The following is a 16,369-nucleotide window of genomic DNA, read 5'->3' as shown; positions in this document are numbered from 1 at the left end:
TACACTTAAGCCTGTCGTGTCAATAAGAATGAATCTCAATGTATCAAGGCGAACGGTTTAACGCATACAGCCATTTGGTCGGCGCACTGCTGGCGGTGGCTGGGATGGTGCTGCTGATTGTCAAAGCGGTGTCACAGGGCGACGGCTACAAGCTGGCGGCGGCGATTACTTACGGTATCAGTCTGTTTTTACTCTATTTCGGTTCGACGCTGTACCACAGCATTCCCTATACCAAAGCCAAAGCGGTGCTGCAAAAAGTGGATCACTGCATGATTTACCTTTTGATTGCGGGCAGCTATACGCCGTTTACGCTGGTCACGCTGCACGGCGGCTGGGGTTGGTCATTATTCGGTGTGTCGTGGGGTTTGGCGCTGTTTGGGATTATTCAGGAGCTGACCATCGGCCTGAAAAGCGAAAAGCGCATATTGTCGCTAGTGATTTATGTGGTGATGGGTTGGTTGATTTTGGTGGCGATGTATCCGCTGGCCAAAGTGTTGTTGGGCGCGGGGCTGTTTTGGCTGGCGCTGGGCGGTGTGTTGTACAGCGCGGGGATTTATTGGTTTGTGAACGATACCAAAATCAAGCATGGACACGGCATTTGGCATTTGTTTGTGTTGGGCGGCAGTTTGGCGCAGTTTATTTGTATTTATTTTTATGTGTTTTAAACGCAATACCGCCGATATTCAAAAGGCCGTCTGAAAAATTTCAGACGGCCTTTTTTATGCGGGTAGATTATTGCTCGTGGTATTCGTGATACTCATATTGGTAAGACAATTCTTTGCCGGCTTTGGTTTGCGCCAGATAATCGTCGTAAATGCCGCGAATTTCCTTGCGCAGCAGGAAGAGGGCGATTAAGTTGGGAATTACCATAAAGCCGTTGAACATGTCAGAGAGGCTCCACACCAAATCCACTTTACCCAGCGTACCCAAGACAATCGCCACCAATACCAAGGCGCGGTAGAGTTTCATGTGTTTGCCGTGAAACAGGAAATGGATGTTGGATTCGCCGAAGTAATACCAGCCGATGATGGTGGTAAAGGCGAAGAAGGTCAGACAGATGGCCAAAAGCTGCGAACCGAAACCGGGGAAAGCCATGGTAAAAGCCTGTTGGGTCACGGCGGCACCGTTTAAGCCGAGACCGTCGGCGCCGGTCAGCAGGATAATCAGCGCGGTGGCGGTGCAGACCAGCAGCGTGTCGATAAACACGCCGATAAAGGCGGCCATGCCTTGCAATACCGGATGTTTGACGTTGGCAGTGGCATGCGCATGAGGGGTCGAACCCATACCGGCTTCGTTGGAAAACAGGCCACGCGCCACGCCGTAGCGTACCGCTTCGCGCATACCGATACCGGCCGCGCCGCCTAATACCGCTTCAGGATTGAAGGCAGCGGTAAAGATGTGGTCAATCATCGGCACGATGTTTTGCGAATATTGGAACAAAATCACCACGGCGCACAAAATATACAATACCGCCATAAACGGCACGATAAATTGCGTAAAATTGGCAATGCGGTTGACGCCGCCGATGACAATCAGGCCGGTCAATACGGCCAAGGCAATGCCTACCGCCAAAGCGGGAATATCAAATGCGATGGTTACTGCTGAAGCGATGGAGTTGGCTTGCGTGGCGTTGCCGATAAAGCCCAGCGCGATGATGATGGCAATGGAGAAAAAGCCGGACAGGAAGCGTGCCGCGCCCTTGCCGATTTTCGGCGTCAGGCCGTGGGTGATGTAAAACGCCGGGCCGCCGATGTATTTACCGTGGCTGACCACGCGGTATTTTTGCGCCAACACCGCTTCGGCAAAAATCGTGGACATGCCCAAAATGGCGGAGAGCCACATCCAAAAAATCGCGCCCGGCCCGCCGGCGGTAATGGCTGTGGCGACACCGGCGACGTTACCCGTGCCGATTTGGGCGGAAATGGCAACGGCCAGAGCTTGGAATTGCGACAGGGACTTATCGTCGCGTTGGCCGTCTTTTTTCTTGGCAAACAGCCCGCCGAACACGGATTTGAAACCCGTGCCCAGCTTGGTAATCTGCGGCGCACCCAGATACAGCGTGAAAAAAAGACCGATACCGATTAATGCGTAAATCAGCAGATAGTCCCATAAAATCAGGTTGACCGCGCCCACCAGCGCAGACAAAGTGGCTTCCATAATAAACACCTCAAAATAAAGATGGATAACAGGCGGCGGATGCGCCGCCACACCGCCCGCAGCATGGCCGACGCAGTGAGCAGACCGCAGCAACCGGCTGTTGGGCGGAAACCGATATTTCCGTTAAATAAGAAATATTCCCACCATCATACTGGAAACCTTTCCTGATGAAAATACATAAATTAGTTTAAAAAAACAAAGTTTAACAAATACATGTTTTTCAGACGGCCTCGTGAGCAGAGCAGGTATAGGCCGTCTGAATATTTTGGCGCACTACAAACTTATGCTAAAATGACCGACTTAAAAATTAACCGACCCTTCCGTTTCGAGGAAGGAAAAACCGAAAGGAATCAACATGGCCGGCCATAGCAAGTGGGCGAATATCCAACATAAAAAAGCGCGACAAGATGCCAAACGCGGCAAAATTTTTACCAAGCTGATTAAAGAAATCACCGTAGCCGCCCGTATCGGCGGCGGCGATGCCGGCGCTAACCCGCGCCTGCGTCTGGCTTTGGAAAAAGCGGCGGAAAACAATATGCCCAAAGACAACGTGCAGCGTGCCATCGACAAAGGTACGGGTAATTTGGAAGGTGTGGAATATGTCGAGCTGCGTTACGAAGGCTACGGTATCGGCGGCGCGGCTTTGATGGTGGACTGCCTGACCGACAACAAAACCCGTACCGTGGCCGATGTGCGCCATGCTTTCACTAAAAACGGCGGCAATTTGGGTACCGACGGTTGCGTGGTATTTAACTTCGTACACCAAGGCTATTTGGTATTCGAGCCGGGCGTGGATGAAGACGCGCTGATGGAAGCGGCGCTGGAAGCCGGTGCGGAAGACGTGGTCAACAACGATGACGGTTCGATTGAAGTGATTACCGCACCGAATGATTGGAGTACGGTAAAAGCGGCGCTGGAAGAAGCCGGTTACAAAGCGGTGGACGGCGAAGTGACCATGCGTGCGCAAAACGAAGCCGAATTGAGCGGCGAAGACGCGGTAAAAATGCAGAAGCTGATTGACGCTTTGGAAGATTTGGACGACGTGCAGGATGTTTACACCTCCGCCGTATTGAATTTTGACGAGTAATGGATAAAACAGGCCGGATAGGTTCCGGCCTGTTTTTATTTGCAAGGATGGGAAAATGAAGCCAATCCGCTATTTGCCCTTGGCGCTGGTGTTGGCTGCCGCCGTTTGCGCCGATGTCGCGCACGCAATGTCGCCACCGCCGCCGGAAGTGTTTATGGTGCTCAACCGCTGCCAACATGAGGTCAGCCTGAAGGTCAAACAATCGCGCAAAATGCGGTGGAGCATGATTCGCCCGCGTGAAAACGGCAAAGGCTGGGAAACTGTCGGCAGGGAAAGAGTCATGACTGCTGAATTGGCAAGCGGACAGGCTTTTTATTTGCTGGCTCATAAATGGGGTTTGTTCAAATTTCATCCCAACCGCAGGCCGCATGTGGCGGTGTCTTATCAGGGCAAAAAAGTGCCGTTTGCAAAAAATTGGCGGGTGGCGGACGATCAGCAGCTAAGGCAGCGATATTCGTTTTTTGAGGGTTTGCTATTCCCACGCGCTACCGTAATCGCCTGCCCTGACAATATGACGAACAACGATAAAGCCATTTGGCAGCGGAAATAAACCAAGGCCGTCTGAAAAAATTTCAGACGGCCTTGGTTATATATTTGAATAAAAAAGGATATTAAGACATTGTCCAGCCGCCATCGACGGGCAGGGCGTGTCCGGTAATATAGCTTGATTGTGCGCTGGCTAAGAACAATACGGCATTGGCGACATCGGTCGGTTGGCCTAAACGCTTCATCGGAATCGGTGCGACAAATTCCTGATAAATTTCCGGAATTGTCAGCAAATCTTTGGTCATGCCGGTTTCGGCTGTTCCGGGGCAGATGGCGTTAACTCGGACACCGGCCGGCGCATAATCTACCGCCATGGCGCGTGTGAACGAGATAACCGCGCCTTTGGTGGCGGCATAGGCAACGGCATTCGGGAATCCGATAAGGCCGGCTGCCGAAGCGGTATTAATCATGGTGCCTTTGGTTTCTTTCAAATACGGCATGGCATATTTTCCGGCCAAAAACAGCGCGGTCATATTCACGTTTACTGAATGGTTCCATGCGTCGAGGCTGGTTTCTTCTACGTTTCCCGGCGCATAAATGCCTGCGTTATTGAACAAAATATCAATTTTTCCATAAGCTGAAACCGCAGCGGTGACAAAGTTTTTTACATCGGCTTCTTGGCCGACGTCCGCCTGCACGCTGATGGCGTTGCCACCTGCCTGCTGTATTAGGGATACGGTTTCTTGCGCGGCCTCATGATTGAAATCGACAGCAACAACTTTAGCCCCTTCCTACGCAAATAAGACAGCTGTTGCTCTGCCGAAACCGCTGCCTGCTCCGGTAATGATGGCGACTTTATCTGTTAACAGCATGGTATTTATCCTTTCTTCTCACTATTTGTTTGATTATTGTACCACTTAGGGAAAAACAAATGCCGTCTGAAACCTTAGAACCTGTATTCACAATCTTGATAGCGGCTTTTTATTGCCTAATCACACGCCTACCGCGTTGGACTTTTACGCCAATAGTCCACTATTGGCGCAAAAATCCGCCTTGTATTCGTATGATTATTCAACAAAAATCCATCTATCAATCTTATGAATACAGGTTCTTAAATTTCAGACGGCATTTTCAATAGAATAGGATTCAGAGTTTGCGCGTTTTTACCCACATCGTCCAGACCACAATCAAGACGAAGCCGAAATACAAAACGCTCCAAATCGGCAGCGGTACGCCCAATACATAAGACGGCACGTCGCAACTGCCGAAACCGCGTACCACAAATTCCCAATATTCAAACAGCGGCCAATCGCGCAGGCGGAATGTCCACGGGGCGCCGCAGGAAGGGGCGGTACCGGCGGGCAGGCTTTGCAGCCAGATTTGGTAAACGGCTACGCCGAAGCCATATACGGCGGGAATGCTGATAAGTAGGGCGCTGACGGTACGCGCTGTTTTCGAGGCTTGGCGGTTGCAGGCGACCAAGAGGGCGACCACGCCGACCGCCATTACCGACAAGCGTTGCAGAATACATAAAACACAGGGTTCGAGTTTCATCACATATTGCGCGAAAAACGAGCCGCAATCGGCAACAACAGACAGGGCGACAATACCCCACAGGGTTTTACGGAACAGGTTCATAAGAAATTCAGACGGCCATGTATGCAGCCGCAAGGGAGGAATAATGCGCTTAATTTACCATAAATCGCGGGTGTAGGGTGATGTTACGGACGATGCTGTTGAGCGTGCAGCCTGTTTGGAAGCAGAGGGAGAAATAGGGCGTAAGGTGGAAATATGGCAGATAGGCCGTCTGAAAACAAACGCTTTACGGCTCATGCCCGTCCAAATGATAAATCTGCGCCACGGCCTCGACCAAATCGCTGTCTTCCGAACCGGCTTTATTGAGTGTTCGGGTAGGGGAATGCAGCAGTTTGTTGGTGAGCTGGATAGACAGGCGCTCTAATACATCTTCCGGCGAAGCGCCTTTGGCCAGCTGCTTCATGGCGTTTTCCAACACCTGACGGCGGGCGCGTTCGCCCTCATCGCGCAGGGCGCGGATTAGCGGCACGCTTTGGCGGCTTTTTTGCCATTCGACAAATTCGGCAACCTTGCCTTCCACCATCGCTTCGGCTTCGGCAGCGGCTTTTTGGCGCGCTTCTTTACCGCTTTGCACAATGCCCATCATGTCATCGACGGTATAGAGATAGGCGTCTTCCAAGTCGCCGACTTCGGCTTCAATGTCGCGCGGCACGGCCAAATCCAGCAGGAACACCGGCATATTGTGGCGCTGCTTCAAGGCGCGTTCGACCATGCCTTTGCCGACCAGCGGCAGCTGGCTGGCGGTGGAAGAGACCACCACATCGTATTCGTGCAGAATGTCGGGCAGCTCGCTGAGCAGGCAGGGTTCGGCATTGACGCTGAGTTTGTCGCACAATTCCTGCGCACGCGCCAAGGTGCGGTTGGCGACGGTGATGAGCTTGGGATTTTTGGCGGCGAAATAAGTCGCCACCAATTCAATCATCTCGCCCGCGCCGATAAATAAGACATTTAAATCGGCAATATCGGGGAAAATCTGCTCGGCCATTTTCACCGAAGCGGAGGCCATCGACACGGAATTTTCGCCGACATGGGTATCGGTGCGCACTTCCTTGGCTACGGAAAAAGTCTTTTGAAACAGCGCATTCAGGTTGCTATTGATGCTTTCCTGCTCTTGCGCGATGCGCACGGCGTCTTTGATTTGACCGAGAATTTGCGGCTCGCCCAAGACCATCGAATCTAAGCCGCAGGCCACGCGGAAGGCATGGCGCACGGCTTCCTGACCGTCTAAAGTGTAAAGATAGGGGCGGATTTCCTCGGCGGGCAGGTCATGATATTGCGCCAGCCATTCGATAACGGCTTCGGTATCGCCGACGCAATACAATTCGGTGCGGTTGCAGGTGGAGAGAATCACCGCTTCTTTTGCCGCACGGCTTTGCGCCAAGGCATGCACGGCTTCGGGCAGGCTTGCCGCAGCAAAAGCCAGCTTTTCGCGTATGCTCAAGGGCGCAGTTTGGTGGTTGAGGCCGACGGCGGTAAGTTGCATGGGAAGATTCGGTTTGGTGTGATGGTGTGTGTAACGCGATATTATAGCCCAAATCTGCTTTGCGATGAATGTTTTGCCAAGCGGATAAATGGGGGCGATTGCGGGAATTTGGGATAGAGGAGGATGACGGCCGGAATAGGCGGATATTGCCTTCAAGTATGAGAGGCTGCCAAAAAAGGCCGTCTGAAAATTAAATTTTCAGACGGCCTTTGTCGTTTTCGGCACGTTAAACCGCTTCGGCTTCCTCAGCCAAGAAACCGCGTAATTTCTGCATGGCTTTGGCTTCGATTTGGCGGATACGTTCGGCGGAAACGCCGTATTCGTCAGCCAATTCGTGCAGGGTCAGACCGCCGTCGTCTTGCAACCAGCGGCTTTCTACGATACGGCGGCTGCGGTCGTCAAGTTTGGCCAAGGCGTTTTGCAGGCCTTCGGTTTGCAGCGCGTAATGGGCTTGTTTGGCTAACTGCTGGGTCGGCTCGGTTTCGTGGTCGGCCAGCCAGTCAATCGGCGCAAAGCTGTCTTCATCATCGTGGTTATCGGCCATAATCGCGATGTCGTGGCCGGTCATGCGCTGTTCCATTTCCAATACTTCGGAAAGTTTTACGCCCAAATCGTCGGCGATGTCTTGCGCTTCTTTCGGGGAGAGCGCATTCAGGCTTTTGCGCATGGAGCGCAGGTTGAAGAACAGTTTGCGCTGCGGTTTGGTGGTGGCAACGCGCACCAAGCGCCAGTTGCGCAGGATAAATTCGTGGATTTCGGCTTTAATCCAATGCACGGCAAATGAAAACAGACGCGCGCCACGGCTGGGGTCGAAGCGTTTGACGGCTTTCATCAGGCCGATATTGCCTTCCTGAATCAGGTCGGATTGGTTGAGGCCGTAGCCGTCGTAACCGCGCGCGATGGATACGACCACGCGCAGGTGGGACAAAATCAGTTTTTTGGCGGCTTCCAAGTCGCCTTTCAGTTGGCGCTCGGCCAGATTGGTTTCTTCCTCAGCAGTCAGCATAGGAATGCTGTTGACGGTATGAATGTACTGCTCCAAGCTGCCGTTACCGCTGTGGATGACGGGTAATGCAAAAGCGTGATTCATGAGGTTTCTTTTCCTTTTATGTGTCGGCCTGATATTTCAAACCGACGGTAATCTGTATGACAGACGGACAAGTATAACACCGCCTGCCTGATGTGGCTATTAGACAACTTTGCTTGTTAATATTCTACATATGATAGGTTAAATCGCGTATAAAACGAGAGATGATAGGTTTTTAAAATTTGAGTAATTTACTCGGATAATTTAATTATATTACAAACAGTATTGTATGTAAATAGGTTTGAGTGAATATTATGTAAATTTTTTCTTTTAAAATCAAAAGGCCGTCTGAAAATCTAATCATTTTCAGACGGCCTTTTTACACGGTTAAAACTCAATCCTGTTTTCGGGGACGCAAGACAAACAGCAACACAGCAATCACTGCCAATATCCCTGCCAGCCAGCGCGAACCGCCCATTCTCATATAGGGGGTATCGCCGGTGTAGCCGCGGATATGGCCTTCCAATACGGTGTCGGTATTGGGCTGCGCTTGGGCGATGACGCTGCCTTTGGGTGAAATGATGGCGGTTACGCCGGTGTTGGTGGCGCGTACCATGTAGCGGCCGAGTTCCATGGCGCGGGCTTGGGATTGTTGCAGCTGCTGGTACATGGCGTTGGAATCGCCGTACCACGCCATGTTGCTGATGTTGGCCAACAGGGTGGACTGTTTGGCGGTGGCGATCAAGTCATCGCCGAAGCCGTCTTCGTAGCAGATGTTGAAGGCGACTTTTTGGTCTTTCATCAATAGCGGCGCTTGTGCGTCGCCGCCGCGTTTGAAGTCGGACAGCGGCATGTCCATCATTTTATACAGCGGGCCGGTAATAAAAGGCAGGGGTTTGTACTCGCCGAAGGGAACGAGGTGGTTTTTGGCGTAGTAGGGGATGTCTTCCGCGCTGCTGTTGTTGTAGCTGGATAGATTAATGACGGCGTTTTCGTAGCCGCTGCCGTCGGCGGTGTATTGGGCGATACCGAGCGCCAGGGCGCTGCCGTTGTCGCGGGCTTGTTCGGCAAACTGGCTTAAAATGTCTGGCGGCAAGTCCTGCCGCATGACGGGAATGGCGGTTTCGGGCAGAATCACGAGGTCGGCTTTGGTTTTGCCGACGGCTTCATAATATTTCTGAATGGTGGGCAGGATTTGCTCTTCGCTCCATTTGAGGGTTTGCGGGATATTGCCCTGCACCAGCGCGACGGTGCGGGTACTGCCGTCGGGTCGGGTGAAATCGGTTTCCTGCGCGATGTAGCCGAATGCACACAGTGCGACGCCGCAGACAAGCGGCAGCAGGCGGTTTTTCAGACGGCCGGGGTTGTCCACCAGCAATACCAGCCAAGCGCCGATACAGGCGGTAACGAAGGTAACGAGCAATATGCCGCCGATGGGGGCGAATCCGGCCAGCGGGCTGGCTTTGGTGATTTGCGAGTAGCTGAGCGCACCCCAGCCGAAGCCGGTGAACACATGTTCGCGGGCAAATTCGGTGAGCGTCCACAATATCGGCAGGATAATGCCGGTTTTCAGCCAGCGAGGATACGGGAATTTTTTCCACAGCCAAAAACACAGCGCGGGATAGAGCGCGAGAAAGGCGGGAAAGAGCAGGGTCAGCGGCAGGGCATACAGATTGGGTAGGCCGGAAATGTCGTGCAGGGCGGTATGAATCCAGTAAAACTGGGCGGTATAGCCGACCAAGCCGAACAGATAGGCGGTGGATACGGCGCGATGGGGGCGCAATTCAATCAGGCGGATGAGCGCGGCAAACAAAAGCGGCATCAGCCAGAAATGGTAATACGGCGCAAACGCCCACGGCGTGGCGGCGGCGATGAGGACAATCAGCGGCCAGTAGAGCAGGGGCTTTTGCCAATAGCGTTCGAGTGTGCGGGTGATTTTCATACCGGGTTGATGGGGAAAAGGCCGTCTGAAAAAACGGGATTTTCAGACGGCATGTCGGGTTGTTCGGGTAAAAAGGGTAGGGTGGCCTTGCCCACCGCGTTGCAATCGCGCAAAGGATTTGCTGTTTGGTTTGCGGGGTTTGCCTGATATCTTATCTGCAATGATGGGCGGAAAGGATGGCCGCCCTACATCATTAATGTTTGCCCAAGGCTTTCATCAGCGGCAAGACGACGGCGCAGATAATGGCGCCGGATACAATGCCGACCACCAAATTGGCGCCGTTGCCTGCCCAGCCGTCGAGCCAGTGGCGCGCTTCTAAAAAGTGGTGCAGCGGGCCGAAGTTGTGCGCAATCAGGCCGCCGCCGACCAAGAACATGGCGAGGGTGCCGACTACGCTCAAAGCGCGCATAAACCACGGCATAAAGGCAATCAGGCCGCGGCCGAAGGTTTGTGCGGCGGCGCTGCCTTTGCGCATCAGATACAGGCCGATGTCGTCGAGTTTGACAATCACGCCGACCAATCCGTACACCAATACGGTCATGCCCACGCCGATGGCGGCCATCACCAAACATTTGGTCAGCACGCTGTAATCGCCCACCACGCCCAAGGCGATGATGATGATTTCGGCGGACAAAATAAAGTCGGTACGCACCGCGCCTTTGATTTTGGCTTTTTCGTCCACCAATTCGTCAGCAGTGTGGTCGGCTTCGGCATGGTCGTTTTTGTGCAACATTTTGTGCAACAGCTTTTCCACGCCTTCAAAACACAAATACGCGCCGCCGAGCATGAGTAGCGGAGTAATCAGCCCCGGCAGGAAAATGGAGAGCAGCAGCGCCACGGGCACCAAAATGGCTTTATTGACCAGCGAACCTTTGGCGACTGCCCAAATAATCGGCAGTTCGCGTTCGGCAGAAACGCCGGTCACTTGGTTGGCATTGAGTGCCAAATCATCGCCGACCACGCCGGCGGTTTTTTTGGCGGCCATTTTGGTCATCAGGGCAACATCGTCCAAAACGGCGGTAATGTCGTCGAGCAGGGTAAAGAGGGAGGCAAAAGCCATGATGTAATGTGTCCTAAGTCCTAAAAAGAAAAAAAAGGATAGCCGCTGGGTTGGAGCGGGCGGATGTTTTTGTATATGGAAATCTGTATTCATGCTGCGGATACAGATTCTAAGCCTGTCATTATAACTGAAATTCCAAGAAATTATTTTTTCAGACGGCCTGATGGCTGTTTTCGGATATGTGCGGTGCGATTTCGTTTACACAAATCCAAAATACGCATACGCGAAACGGCAGAACGGCGGTTATCCCGATACGGATTTCTCTGAAGTTGGGCAACTGACCGGCCAAATGCAGGCAGATGGCGAGAAAATTCGGCAAATGTTTCAAAATATAAGTAAATTCGTATGTTAGAATAAGCGGGGTTATCGTGCGGCCGCTGTAAAGGGCGGGTTGGCGGTTTCATTTAAAAAAATTCAAATTCAGCTTTGGAGAGGAAAATTATACGTGGATTGGATAAACAGCTTCTTCCTTTTGGGCGGCGCACTGCTGTTTCTCAGCGTTATTTCAACGACTTTGTCGGCACGCTTGGGCATGCCGTTGCTGCTGATTTTCTTAGCCGTCGGCGTATTGGCCGGCGAAGAGGGAATCGGCCATATCCATTTTGACAATGTCGTTCAGGCCAACTTTATCGGCCAGTTGGCGTTGGCGGTGATTCTGCTCGACGGCGGTTTGCGCACCAGCATGAGCAGCGTTCGGCTGGTGTTGAAACCGGCGGCGGTTTTGGCCAGCTGGGGCGTGTTTGCCACTGTATTGGTTTTGGGGCTGTTTACCACGTTTTATCTCGGTTTGGACTGGCGCTTCGGCGTATTGATGGCGGCGATTGTCGGCTCGACCGACGCGGGGGCGGTGTTCAGCCTGCTGCGCAACAGCGGCGTGCGCATCAACGAGCGCGTGCAGGCGACATTGGAAATCGAATCGGGTGCGAATGACCCGATGGCGATTTTCTTGGTAACGGCGCTGATTACCATGATTATGCAGCCCGAACAGTCGGGTGTGATGGCATTTTTGTGGATGTTGGTGCAGCAGTTCGGATTCGGCCTGCTGATGGGCTGGATAGGGGGGCGGATTTTGGCCAAATTGGTACGCCGTCTGAATCTGGCCGACGGCTTGTATGCGCTGATGATTGTGTCGGGCGGATTGGTGGTGTTTGCGGCGGCCAATATGCTTGGCGGCAGCGGCTTTTTGGCGGTTTATCTGGCGGGGATTATCGTCGGCAACCGCCACAGCTTGGCGACCGAATATGTGTTGCGCGTGATGGACGGCTTTGCCTGGCTGTCGCAGGCAACTTTGTTTGTGGTATTGGGTTTGCTGGTCACGCCGTCGGACGTATTGGCCAACAGCGCCGACGCGCTGGTGATTGCCGTGTTCCTGATGTTGGTGGCGCGCCCGTTTGCCGTGTTTACCGGCCTGTGGAAAGGCGATTACAGCCTGCGTGAAAAAATTTACATCAGTTGGGTGGGCTTGCGCGGCGCGGTGCCGATTACGCTGGCGATGATGCCGCTGGTGATGGGCGTGCCCAATTCCAATTTGTTGTTTAACGTGGCTTTTGCCGTGGTGGTGCTGTCGCTGCTGATTCAAGGCGCGACCATTCCGGCCGCGGCGCGGCTACTGAAAGTGGCCATGCCGCCCAAGCCCGAACCGGCGGTGGTGCAGGATATTTGGCTCTCGCGCAGTGAAAGCGTGCAGCTGACGGCTTACCGCGTGATTGCCGAATCCGAAGCCGAGGGCATGCATCCGGACAAAGTGGCGCCGATTTCCAATTCGTTTGAATTGCGCTGTTTTGCGCTGATTCGTGACAACGAACGGGTGGAGCTGACAACCGATACCAAATTGCAGGCAGAGGATATTGCTTGGTACATTCTGCCGGAAGCGCAGACCGACCAGATGGCGCGTTACTTTACCGAAACCGGCAGCAGCGTGCGCGTCAATTTCAACTTCTTCGGCGAATTCGTGGTCGATCCGGGCAGCCGGGCGGGGGGTTTGGCACAGGTTTACGGTTTCAAACTGCCCGAGGGCGAAGAGAGTCTGAGCCTATATGAGCTGTTTGAAAAACGAACAGACAGCAAACATCCGGTGGAAGGCGACCGCGCCGACATCGGCAATATCTGCCTGGTGGTGAAAGAGCTGGATAAAAACGGCCTGATTAAATGGTTCGGCTTAAAAGTGCGGCAGTAGGGCTTTGACTGCGCTCAGCCGCCTGATGTTTGTCGGTTCAGGATTTTGTAGCCATACTTTAAGTAATACAATGCCGTCTGAAAACCATGTTTTCAGACGGCATTGTTTTGAAATAGCGGTTTATTTTTGACTGCGTATCTTTTTAACCGCCTGTTCCGTTACCGTGCCGCCGCCGTTTTGCATGGCGCTCATGATATAGCTGGCGAGGGCGGCGGTGTCGCGGTCGCTGAGGGCGGAAGCGGGCATAAAGCCGTTGTAGCTTTTGCCGTTGACGCGGATGGCGCCGTTGATGCCGTTTACCATGCTGCCGATTAAAACCTGCGGTTTGCCTTTGATGTAGTCGGACTGATACAAGGGCGGAAAGGCGTTGCCGCGCCCTTCTCCGTTCCTGCCGTGGCAGGCGGCGCAGTTGCTTTGGTAGAGTTGTTGTCCTCGGGCAAGTTGCGCGTCGTCGGCAGCCTGAGCCGATAAGGGCAGAAGCAGGAGGAGAGTACTGAAGGTGGTCGTGTTCATGGCATGTTTTATGTTGGTGTGGTTTGACTGTTATCTTAATACAAAGGCCGTCTGAACGGTTTGACGCAAATCTATTGCGTATCAAACTGTTCAGACGGCCTTAGCCTTTGTATTTGGAAAAAGCGTTTAAAACGCTTCGCCGACTTTTACGCCGTTTGCCAAATCTTTTGGTGTCGCCAGCCCTGCGGTTACGGCTTGAGCGGCTTTAAATTCGGGTGTCTCCATTACCGCCTGCGCCCCGGCTGCGCTCAGGGTGTTGGCCATATACTGCCAACGGGCAGCCAAGTCAGGATTGGTGGGAATCTCGAAACCGTCGCGCAATTTGTCCACCAAATCGGGGCGGTTGCACACCAACACGATGTCGCAACCGGCATCAAACGAAATCTGCGCACGCTCTTTAATTCCGCCTACGCCGCAAGCGCCTTCCATCGTCAGGTCGTCGGAGAAAATCACGCCCTTAAAGCCGATGTCGTGGCGCAGAATATCCTTCAGCCATTTTGCCGAGAAACCGGCGGGGTTGGCATCCACTTGCGGATAGACGACATGGGCGGGCATGACCGCCGCCATACCTGCCGCGCTGAGTTTACGGAAGGGGACAATGTCGGCGGCTTCGAGTTCGGCCAGGCTGCGGTCGTCTTGCGGCAAGACATGATGGCTGTCGCCTTCGACGAAGCCGTGGCCGGGAAAATGCTTGCCGCAGGATTTCATGCCGCCTTTATTCAGGCCGCGTTGCAATGCCAGCGCCAATTCGGTGACGATGTCGGCGTTGCGGTGGAAGCTGCGGTTGCCGATGACGGCGCATTGCCCCCAATCCAAATCCAATACAGGCGTAAACGACAAATCCACGCCACAGGCGGAGAGCTCTGTTGCCAATACCCAGCCGACTTGTTCGGCTTTTTCGCGGGCGGCGGCGGGACTGATGTCGTCCCAAATTTCGCCCAATACATTCATGGCGGGCAGGCGGGTAAAACCGTCGATAAAGCGTTGCACGCGGCCGCCTTCGTGATCGACGGCGATAATCAGCTCGGGCGTGCGCACGGCTTTGATTTCTTGCACCAGCGCTTTCAACTGCGCCACGTTTTCAAAGTTGCGGCGAAACAGAATCACGCCGCCGACGGCGGGGTCTTGCAGGCGTTGTTTTTCTTCGTCGGTGAGGTGGAAGGCGGCAACATCGGCCATTACCGGGCCGCGCGGGAGATGGGCTTGGGTCATTTTGTTCTCTTTAAGTTGGGCGGTTTATAAGTACAAACGGTAAAACCGCAAAATTTTCAGACGGCCTCAAAGGTTATGGAGGCCGTCTGAAAAAGTTTGACAATCAGGTATTTGCCGCTGCGCTTTGTTTGCTGCGGAACAGCAGAATCATCACGGTCATGGCAATGCCGGTTACCACGAAGCCCAGTAGGGCGGAATGGCTGAAACCGAGCACCAGATAACCGCAGGCGGCGGAGGCGGCCACAATCATGGCGTAGGGCAGCTGCGAGGTCACATGGTCGATGTGGTTGCAGTGCGCACCGGTGGACGACAAAATGGTGGTGTCGGAAATGGGCGAACAGTGGTCGCCGCACACCGCGCCGGCCATGACTGCCGACATACACGGGATAATCAGGCTGGGGTCGATTTTTACCGCCATGGCGGCGGCAATCGGCAGCATAATGCCGAAAGTGCCCCAGCTGGTGCCGGTGGCAAAGGCCATCACGCAGGCGAGCAGGAACAGAATCACCGGCAGGAAGCCCGAATGGATGTTGTTGCCGACCAGGGTGGAGAGGTATTCGCCGGTGTGCATTTCGCTGACGACGGTGCTGATGAGCCAAGCCAAAATCAGGATGGTAATCGCACCGAACATGGAGGTCATGCCTGTCCAAACCGCTTTCGGGTAATCGGCGGGATTGATGGTGCCGATGGTGCACAGCAATACGGCAATCACGCCGCAAGTGCCGCCGAAAACCAGCGAGGTGTTGACGTCGGTGTTTTCAAACGCGCCCAAAACCGTGAAGCTGTCGAGCGCCTGCGCACCGGTGTAGAGCATGGCGGAGATGGTGGATAAAATCAGCACCAATACCGGAATAATCAGCGCATACACGCGGCCGGGCTTGCCGTCTGAAACCGCATTTTCATCGTGGTCTTCATTCAGGGCGGCGCGTTCGAGGTGCGCCATCGAGCCAATGTCGAAAGAGAAATACGCCACCACAAACACCATAATCAGGGCAAACAGGGCGTAGTAGTTCATCAGGCTCATTGATACAAACGCGCCCATCGGGGTGTATTCGGTGATTTTATAAGTCGCCAGCAGGTCGGCCAGCGTGGCGATAATCGACGCGCCCCAACTGGATACAGGCATCAAGACGCACATCGGCGCGGCGGTGGAGTCCAGAATATAGGCGAGTTTGGCGCGGGAAACCTTGAATTTGTCAGTAACCGGACGGGCAATCGCGCCCACGGCCAAGCTGTGGAAATAGTCGTCGATAAAGGTGACAAACACCAGGCAGGCCGTCAGCATTTTTGCCCCGCGACGGCCTTTGATGTGCTGCTTCGCCCAATCTGCAAAGGCTTGGTTACTGCCGGAATAGGTGAGTAGGGAGGTGAAAATACCCAAGAGCAGTAGGAAAATCAGGATTTTCAGCTTGCCCAGCGACCAAGCGCCGTTTTCCCAAACCAGTGCCACCACCATGTCTTTCAAATGCACGGCGGTATCGGCCAAATGGCCGCCGGTCAAAAGCAGCGCCCCGACGATAATGCCGATACCTAATGAGAGCAAGACACGGCGCGTGACCACGGCCAAGGCCAGCGCCAAAAACGCCGGTACGACGGATAAATAAGAATGTGAATAATCGACTAATTGCAT

13 protein-coding genes and 1 pseudogene are annotated in these 16,369 nt (G+C 53.7%); 4 read left to right on the top strand and 10 right to left on the bottom strand.

Translation table 11 applies throughout. The features are described 5' to 3' along the window. Positions 1 to 38: 38 nt before the first annotated feature. Positions 39 to 665 (top strand): PAQR family membrane homeostasis protein TrhA, encoded by a 627-nt coding sequence (gene trhA, locus J2T37_RS08055; protein WP_253355091.1) that lies wholly within the window; start codon positions 39 to 41, stop codon positions 663 to 665. Positions 666 to 732: 67 nt separating this feature from the next. On the opposite strand, the gene J2T37_RS08050 is transcribed toward trhA, so the two are convergent. Next, positions 733 to 2,157 (bottom strand): alanine/glycine:cation symporter family protein, encoded by a 1,425-nt coding sequence (locus J2T37_RS08050; protein WP_253355090.1) that lies wholly within the window; start codon positions 2,155 to 2,157, stop codon positions 733 to 735. 355 nt (positions 2,158 to 2,512) lie between these two features. Between J2T37_RS08050 and J2T37_RS08045 the strand changes: the two genes are divergently transcribed. Together J2T37_RS08045 and J2T37_RS08040 are read left to right on the top strand one after the other, a co-directional pair. Continuing rightward, positions 2,513 to 3,244 (top strand): YebC/PmpR family DNA-binding transcriptional regulator, encoded by a 732-nt coding sequence (locus tag J2T37_RS08045; RefSeq protein ID WP_253355089.1) that lies wholly within the window; start codon positions 2,513 to 2,515, stop codon positions 3,242 to 3,244. A 55-nt stretch (positions 3,245 to 3,299) separates the two neighbouring features. Further along, positions 3,300 to 3,794, top strand: coding sequence for a hypothetical protein (locus tag J2T37_RS08040; RefSeq protein WP_253355088.1), 495 nt, complete (start codon positions 3,300 to 3,302; stop codon positions 3,792 to 3,794). A gap of 61 nt (positions 3,795 to 3,855) precedes the next feature. Here J2T37_RS08040 and J2T37_RS08035 read toward each other — a convergent pair. From J2T37_RS08035 to J2T37_RS08010, 6 genes and pseudogenes are all read right to left on the bottom strand, one after another. Beyond that, a pseudogene (locus J2T37_RS08035) lies at positions 3,856 to 4,509 on the bottom strand (SDR family NAD(P)-dependent oxidoreductase); the annotation flags it as partial. A 367-nt stretch (positions 4,510 to 4,876) separates the two neighbouring features. Further along, on the bottom strand, positions 4,877 to 5,368 hold the full coding sequence (locus tag J2T37_RS08030) for a disulfide bond formation protein B (RefSeq protein WP_253355087.1): 492 nt from the start codon (positions 5,366 to 5,368) through the stop codon (positions 4,877 to 4,879). 184 nt (positions 5,369 to 5,552) lie between these two features. Next, on the bottom strand, positions 5,553 to 6,809 hold the full coding sequence (gene hemA, locus J2T37_RS08025) for a glutamyl-tRNA reductase (RefSeq protein ID WP_253355086.1): 1,257 nt from the start codon (positions 6,807 to 6,809) through the stop codon (positions 5,553 to 5,555). A gap of 226 nt (positions 6,810 to 7,035) precedes the next feature. Next, positions 7,036 to 7,899, bottom strand: a complete 864-nt coding sequence (gene rpoH / locus J2T37_RS08020) for an RNA polymerase sigma factor RpoH (RefSeq protein ID WP_253355085.1) — start codon at positions 7,897 to 7,899, stop codon at positions 7,036 to 7,038. A gap of 331 nt (positions 7,900 to 8,230) precedes the next feature. Beyond that, on the bottom strand, positions 8,231 to 9,778 hold the full coding sequence (lnt, locus tag J2T37_RS08015) for an apolipoprotein N-acyltransferase (protein WP_253355084.1): 1,548 nt from the start codon (positions 9,776 to 9,778) through the stop codon (positions 8,231 to 8,233). Positions 9,779 to 9,971: 193 nt separating this feature from the next. Next, positions 9,972 to 10,838 (bottom strand): DUF808 domain-containing protein, encoded by an 867-nt coding sequence (locus J2T37_RS08010; protein WP_253355083.1) that lies wholly within the window; start codon positions 10,836 to 10,838, stop codon positions 9,972 to 9,974. Positions 10,839 to 11,283: 445 nt separating this feature from the next. Here J2T37_RS08010 and J2T37_RS08005 point away from each other — a divergent pair, with 445 nt between their 5' ends. Then, positions 11,284 to 13,014 carry a potassium/proton antiporter gene (locus J2T37_RS08005; protein ID WP_253355082.1) on the top strand — a complete coding sequence of 577 codons (1,731 nt, stop codon included), beginning with the start codon at positions 11,284 to 11,286 and terminating at the stop codon, positions 13,012 to 13,014. A gap of 120 nt (positions 13,015 to 13,134) precedes the next feature. Here J2T37_RS08005 and J2T37_RS08000 read toward each other — a convergent pair whose 3' ends face one another. The 3 genes from J2T37_RS08000 to J2T37_RS07990 form a co-directional block, all read right to left on the bottom strand. Continuing rightward, on the bottom strand, positions 13,135 to 13,527 hold the full coding sequence (locus J2T37_RS08000; RefSeq protein WP_253355081.1) for a c-type cytochrome: 393 nt from the start codon (positions 13,525 to 13,527) through the stop codon (positions 13,135 to 13,137). Positions 13,528 to 13,653: 126 nt separating this feature from the next. After that, on the bottom strand, positions 13,654 to 14,739 hold the full coding sequence (gene nagZ, locus J2T37_RS07995; RefSeq protein ID WP_253355080.1) for a beta-N-acetylhexosaminidase: 1,086 nt from the start codon (positions 14,737 to 14,739) through the stop codon (positions 13,654 to 13,656). A 103-nt stretch (positions 14,740 to 14,842) separates the two neighbouring features. Next, a complete protein-coding gene (locus J2T37_RS07990) occupies positions 14,843 to 16,369 on the bottom strand; it encodes a Na+/H+ antiporter NhaC family protein (protein ID WP_253355079.1) in 1,527 nt (508 codons plus the stop codon).

Origin of the sequence: Neisseria perflava, from assembly GCF_024170405.1 — a bacterium.
Lineage (GTDB): Bacteria > Pseudomonadota > Gammaproteobacteria > Burkholderiales > Neisseriaceae > Neisseria > Neisseria perflava_B.
This window is presented reverse-complemented; position numbering and strand designations above follow the sequence as displayed.

Coding starts and splice junctions, on each gene's coding strand:
- trhA (WP_253355091.1), top strand. CDS start 39: ATGTATCAAGGCGAACGGTTTAACGCATACAGCCATTTGGTCGGCGCA.
- J2T37_RS08050 (WP_253355090.1), bottom strand. CDS start 2,157: ATGGAAGCCACTTTGTCTGCGCTGGTGGGCGCGGTCAACCTGATTTTA.
- J2T37_RS08045 (WP_253355089.1), top strand. CDS start 2,513: ATGGCCGGCCATAGCAAGTGGGCGAATATCCAACATAAAAAAGCGCGA.
- J2T37_RS08040 (WP_253355088.1), top strand. CDS start 3,300: ATGAAGCCAATCCGCTATTTGCCCTTGGCGCTGGTGTTGGCTGCCGCC.
- J2T37_RS08030 (WP_253355087.1), bottom strand. CDS start 5,368: ATGAACCTGTTCCGTAAAACCCTGTGGGGTATTGTCGCCCTGTCTGTT.
- hemA (WP_253355086.1), bottom strand. CDS start 6,809: ATGCAACTTACCGCCGTCGGCCTCAACCACCAAACTGCGCCCTTGAGC.
- rpoH (WP_253355085.1), bottom strand. CDS start 7,899: ATGAATCACGCTTTTGCATTACCCGTCATCCACAGCGGTAACGGCAGC.
- lnt (WP_253355084.1), bottom strand. CDS start 9,778: ATGAAAATCACCCGCACACTCGAACGCTATTGGCAAAAGCCCCTGCTC.
- J2T37_RS08010 (WP_253355083.1), bottom strand. CDS start 10,838: ATGGCTTTTGCCTCCCTCTTTACCCTGCTCGACGACATTACCGCCGTT.
- J2T37_RS08000 (WP_253355081.1), bottom strand. CDS start 13,527: ATGAACACGACCACCTTCAGTACTCTCCTCCTGCTTCTGCCCTTATCG.
- nagZ (WP_253355080.1), bottom strand. CDS start 14,739: ATGACCCAAGCCCATCTCCCGCGCGGCCCGGTAATGGCCGATGTTGCC.
- J2T37_RS07990 (WP_253355079.1), bottom strand. CDS start 16,369: ATGCAATTAGTCGATTATTCACATTCTTATTTATCCGTCGTACCGGCG.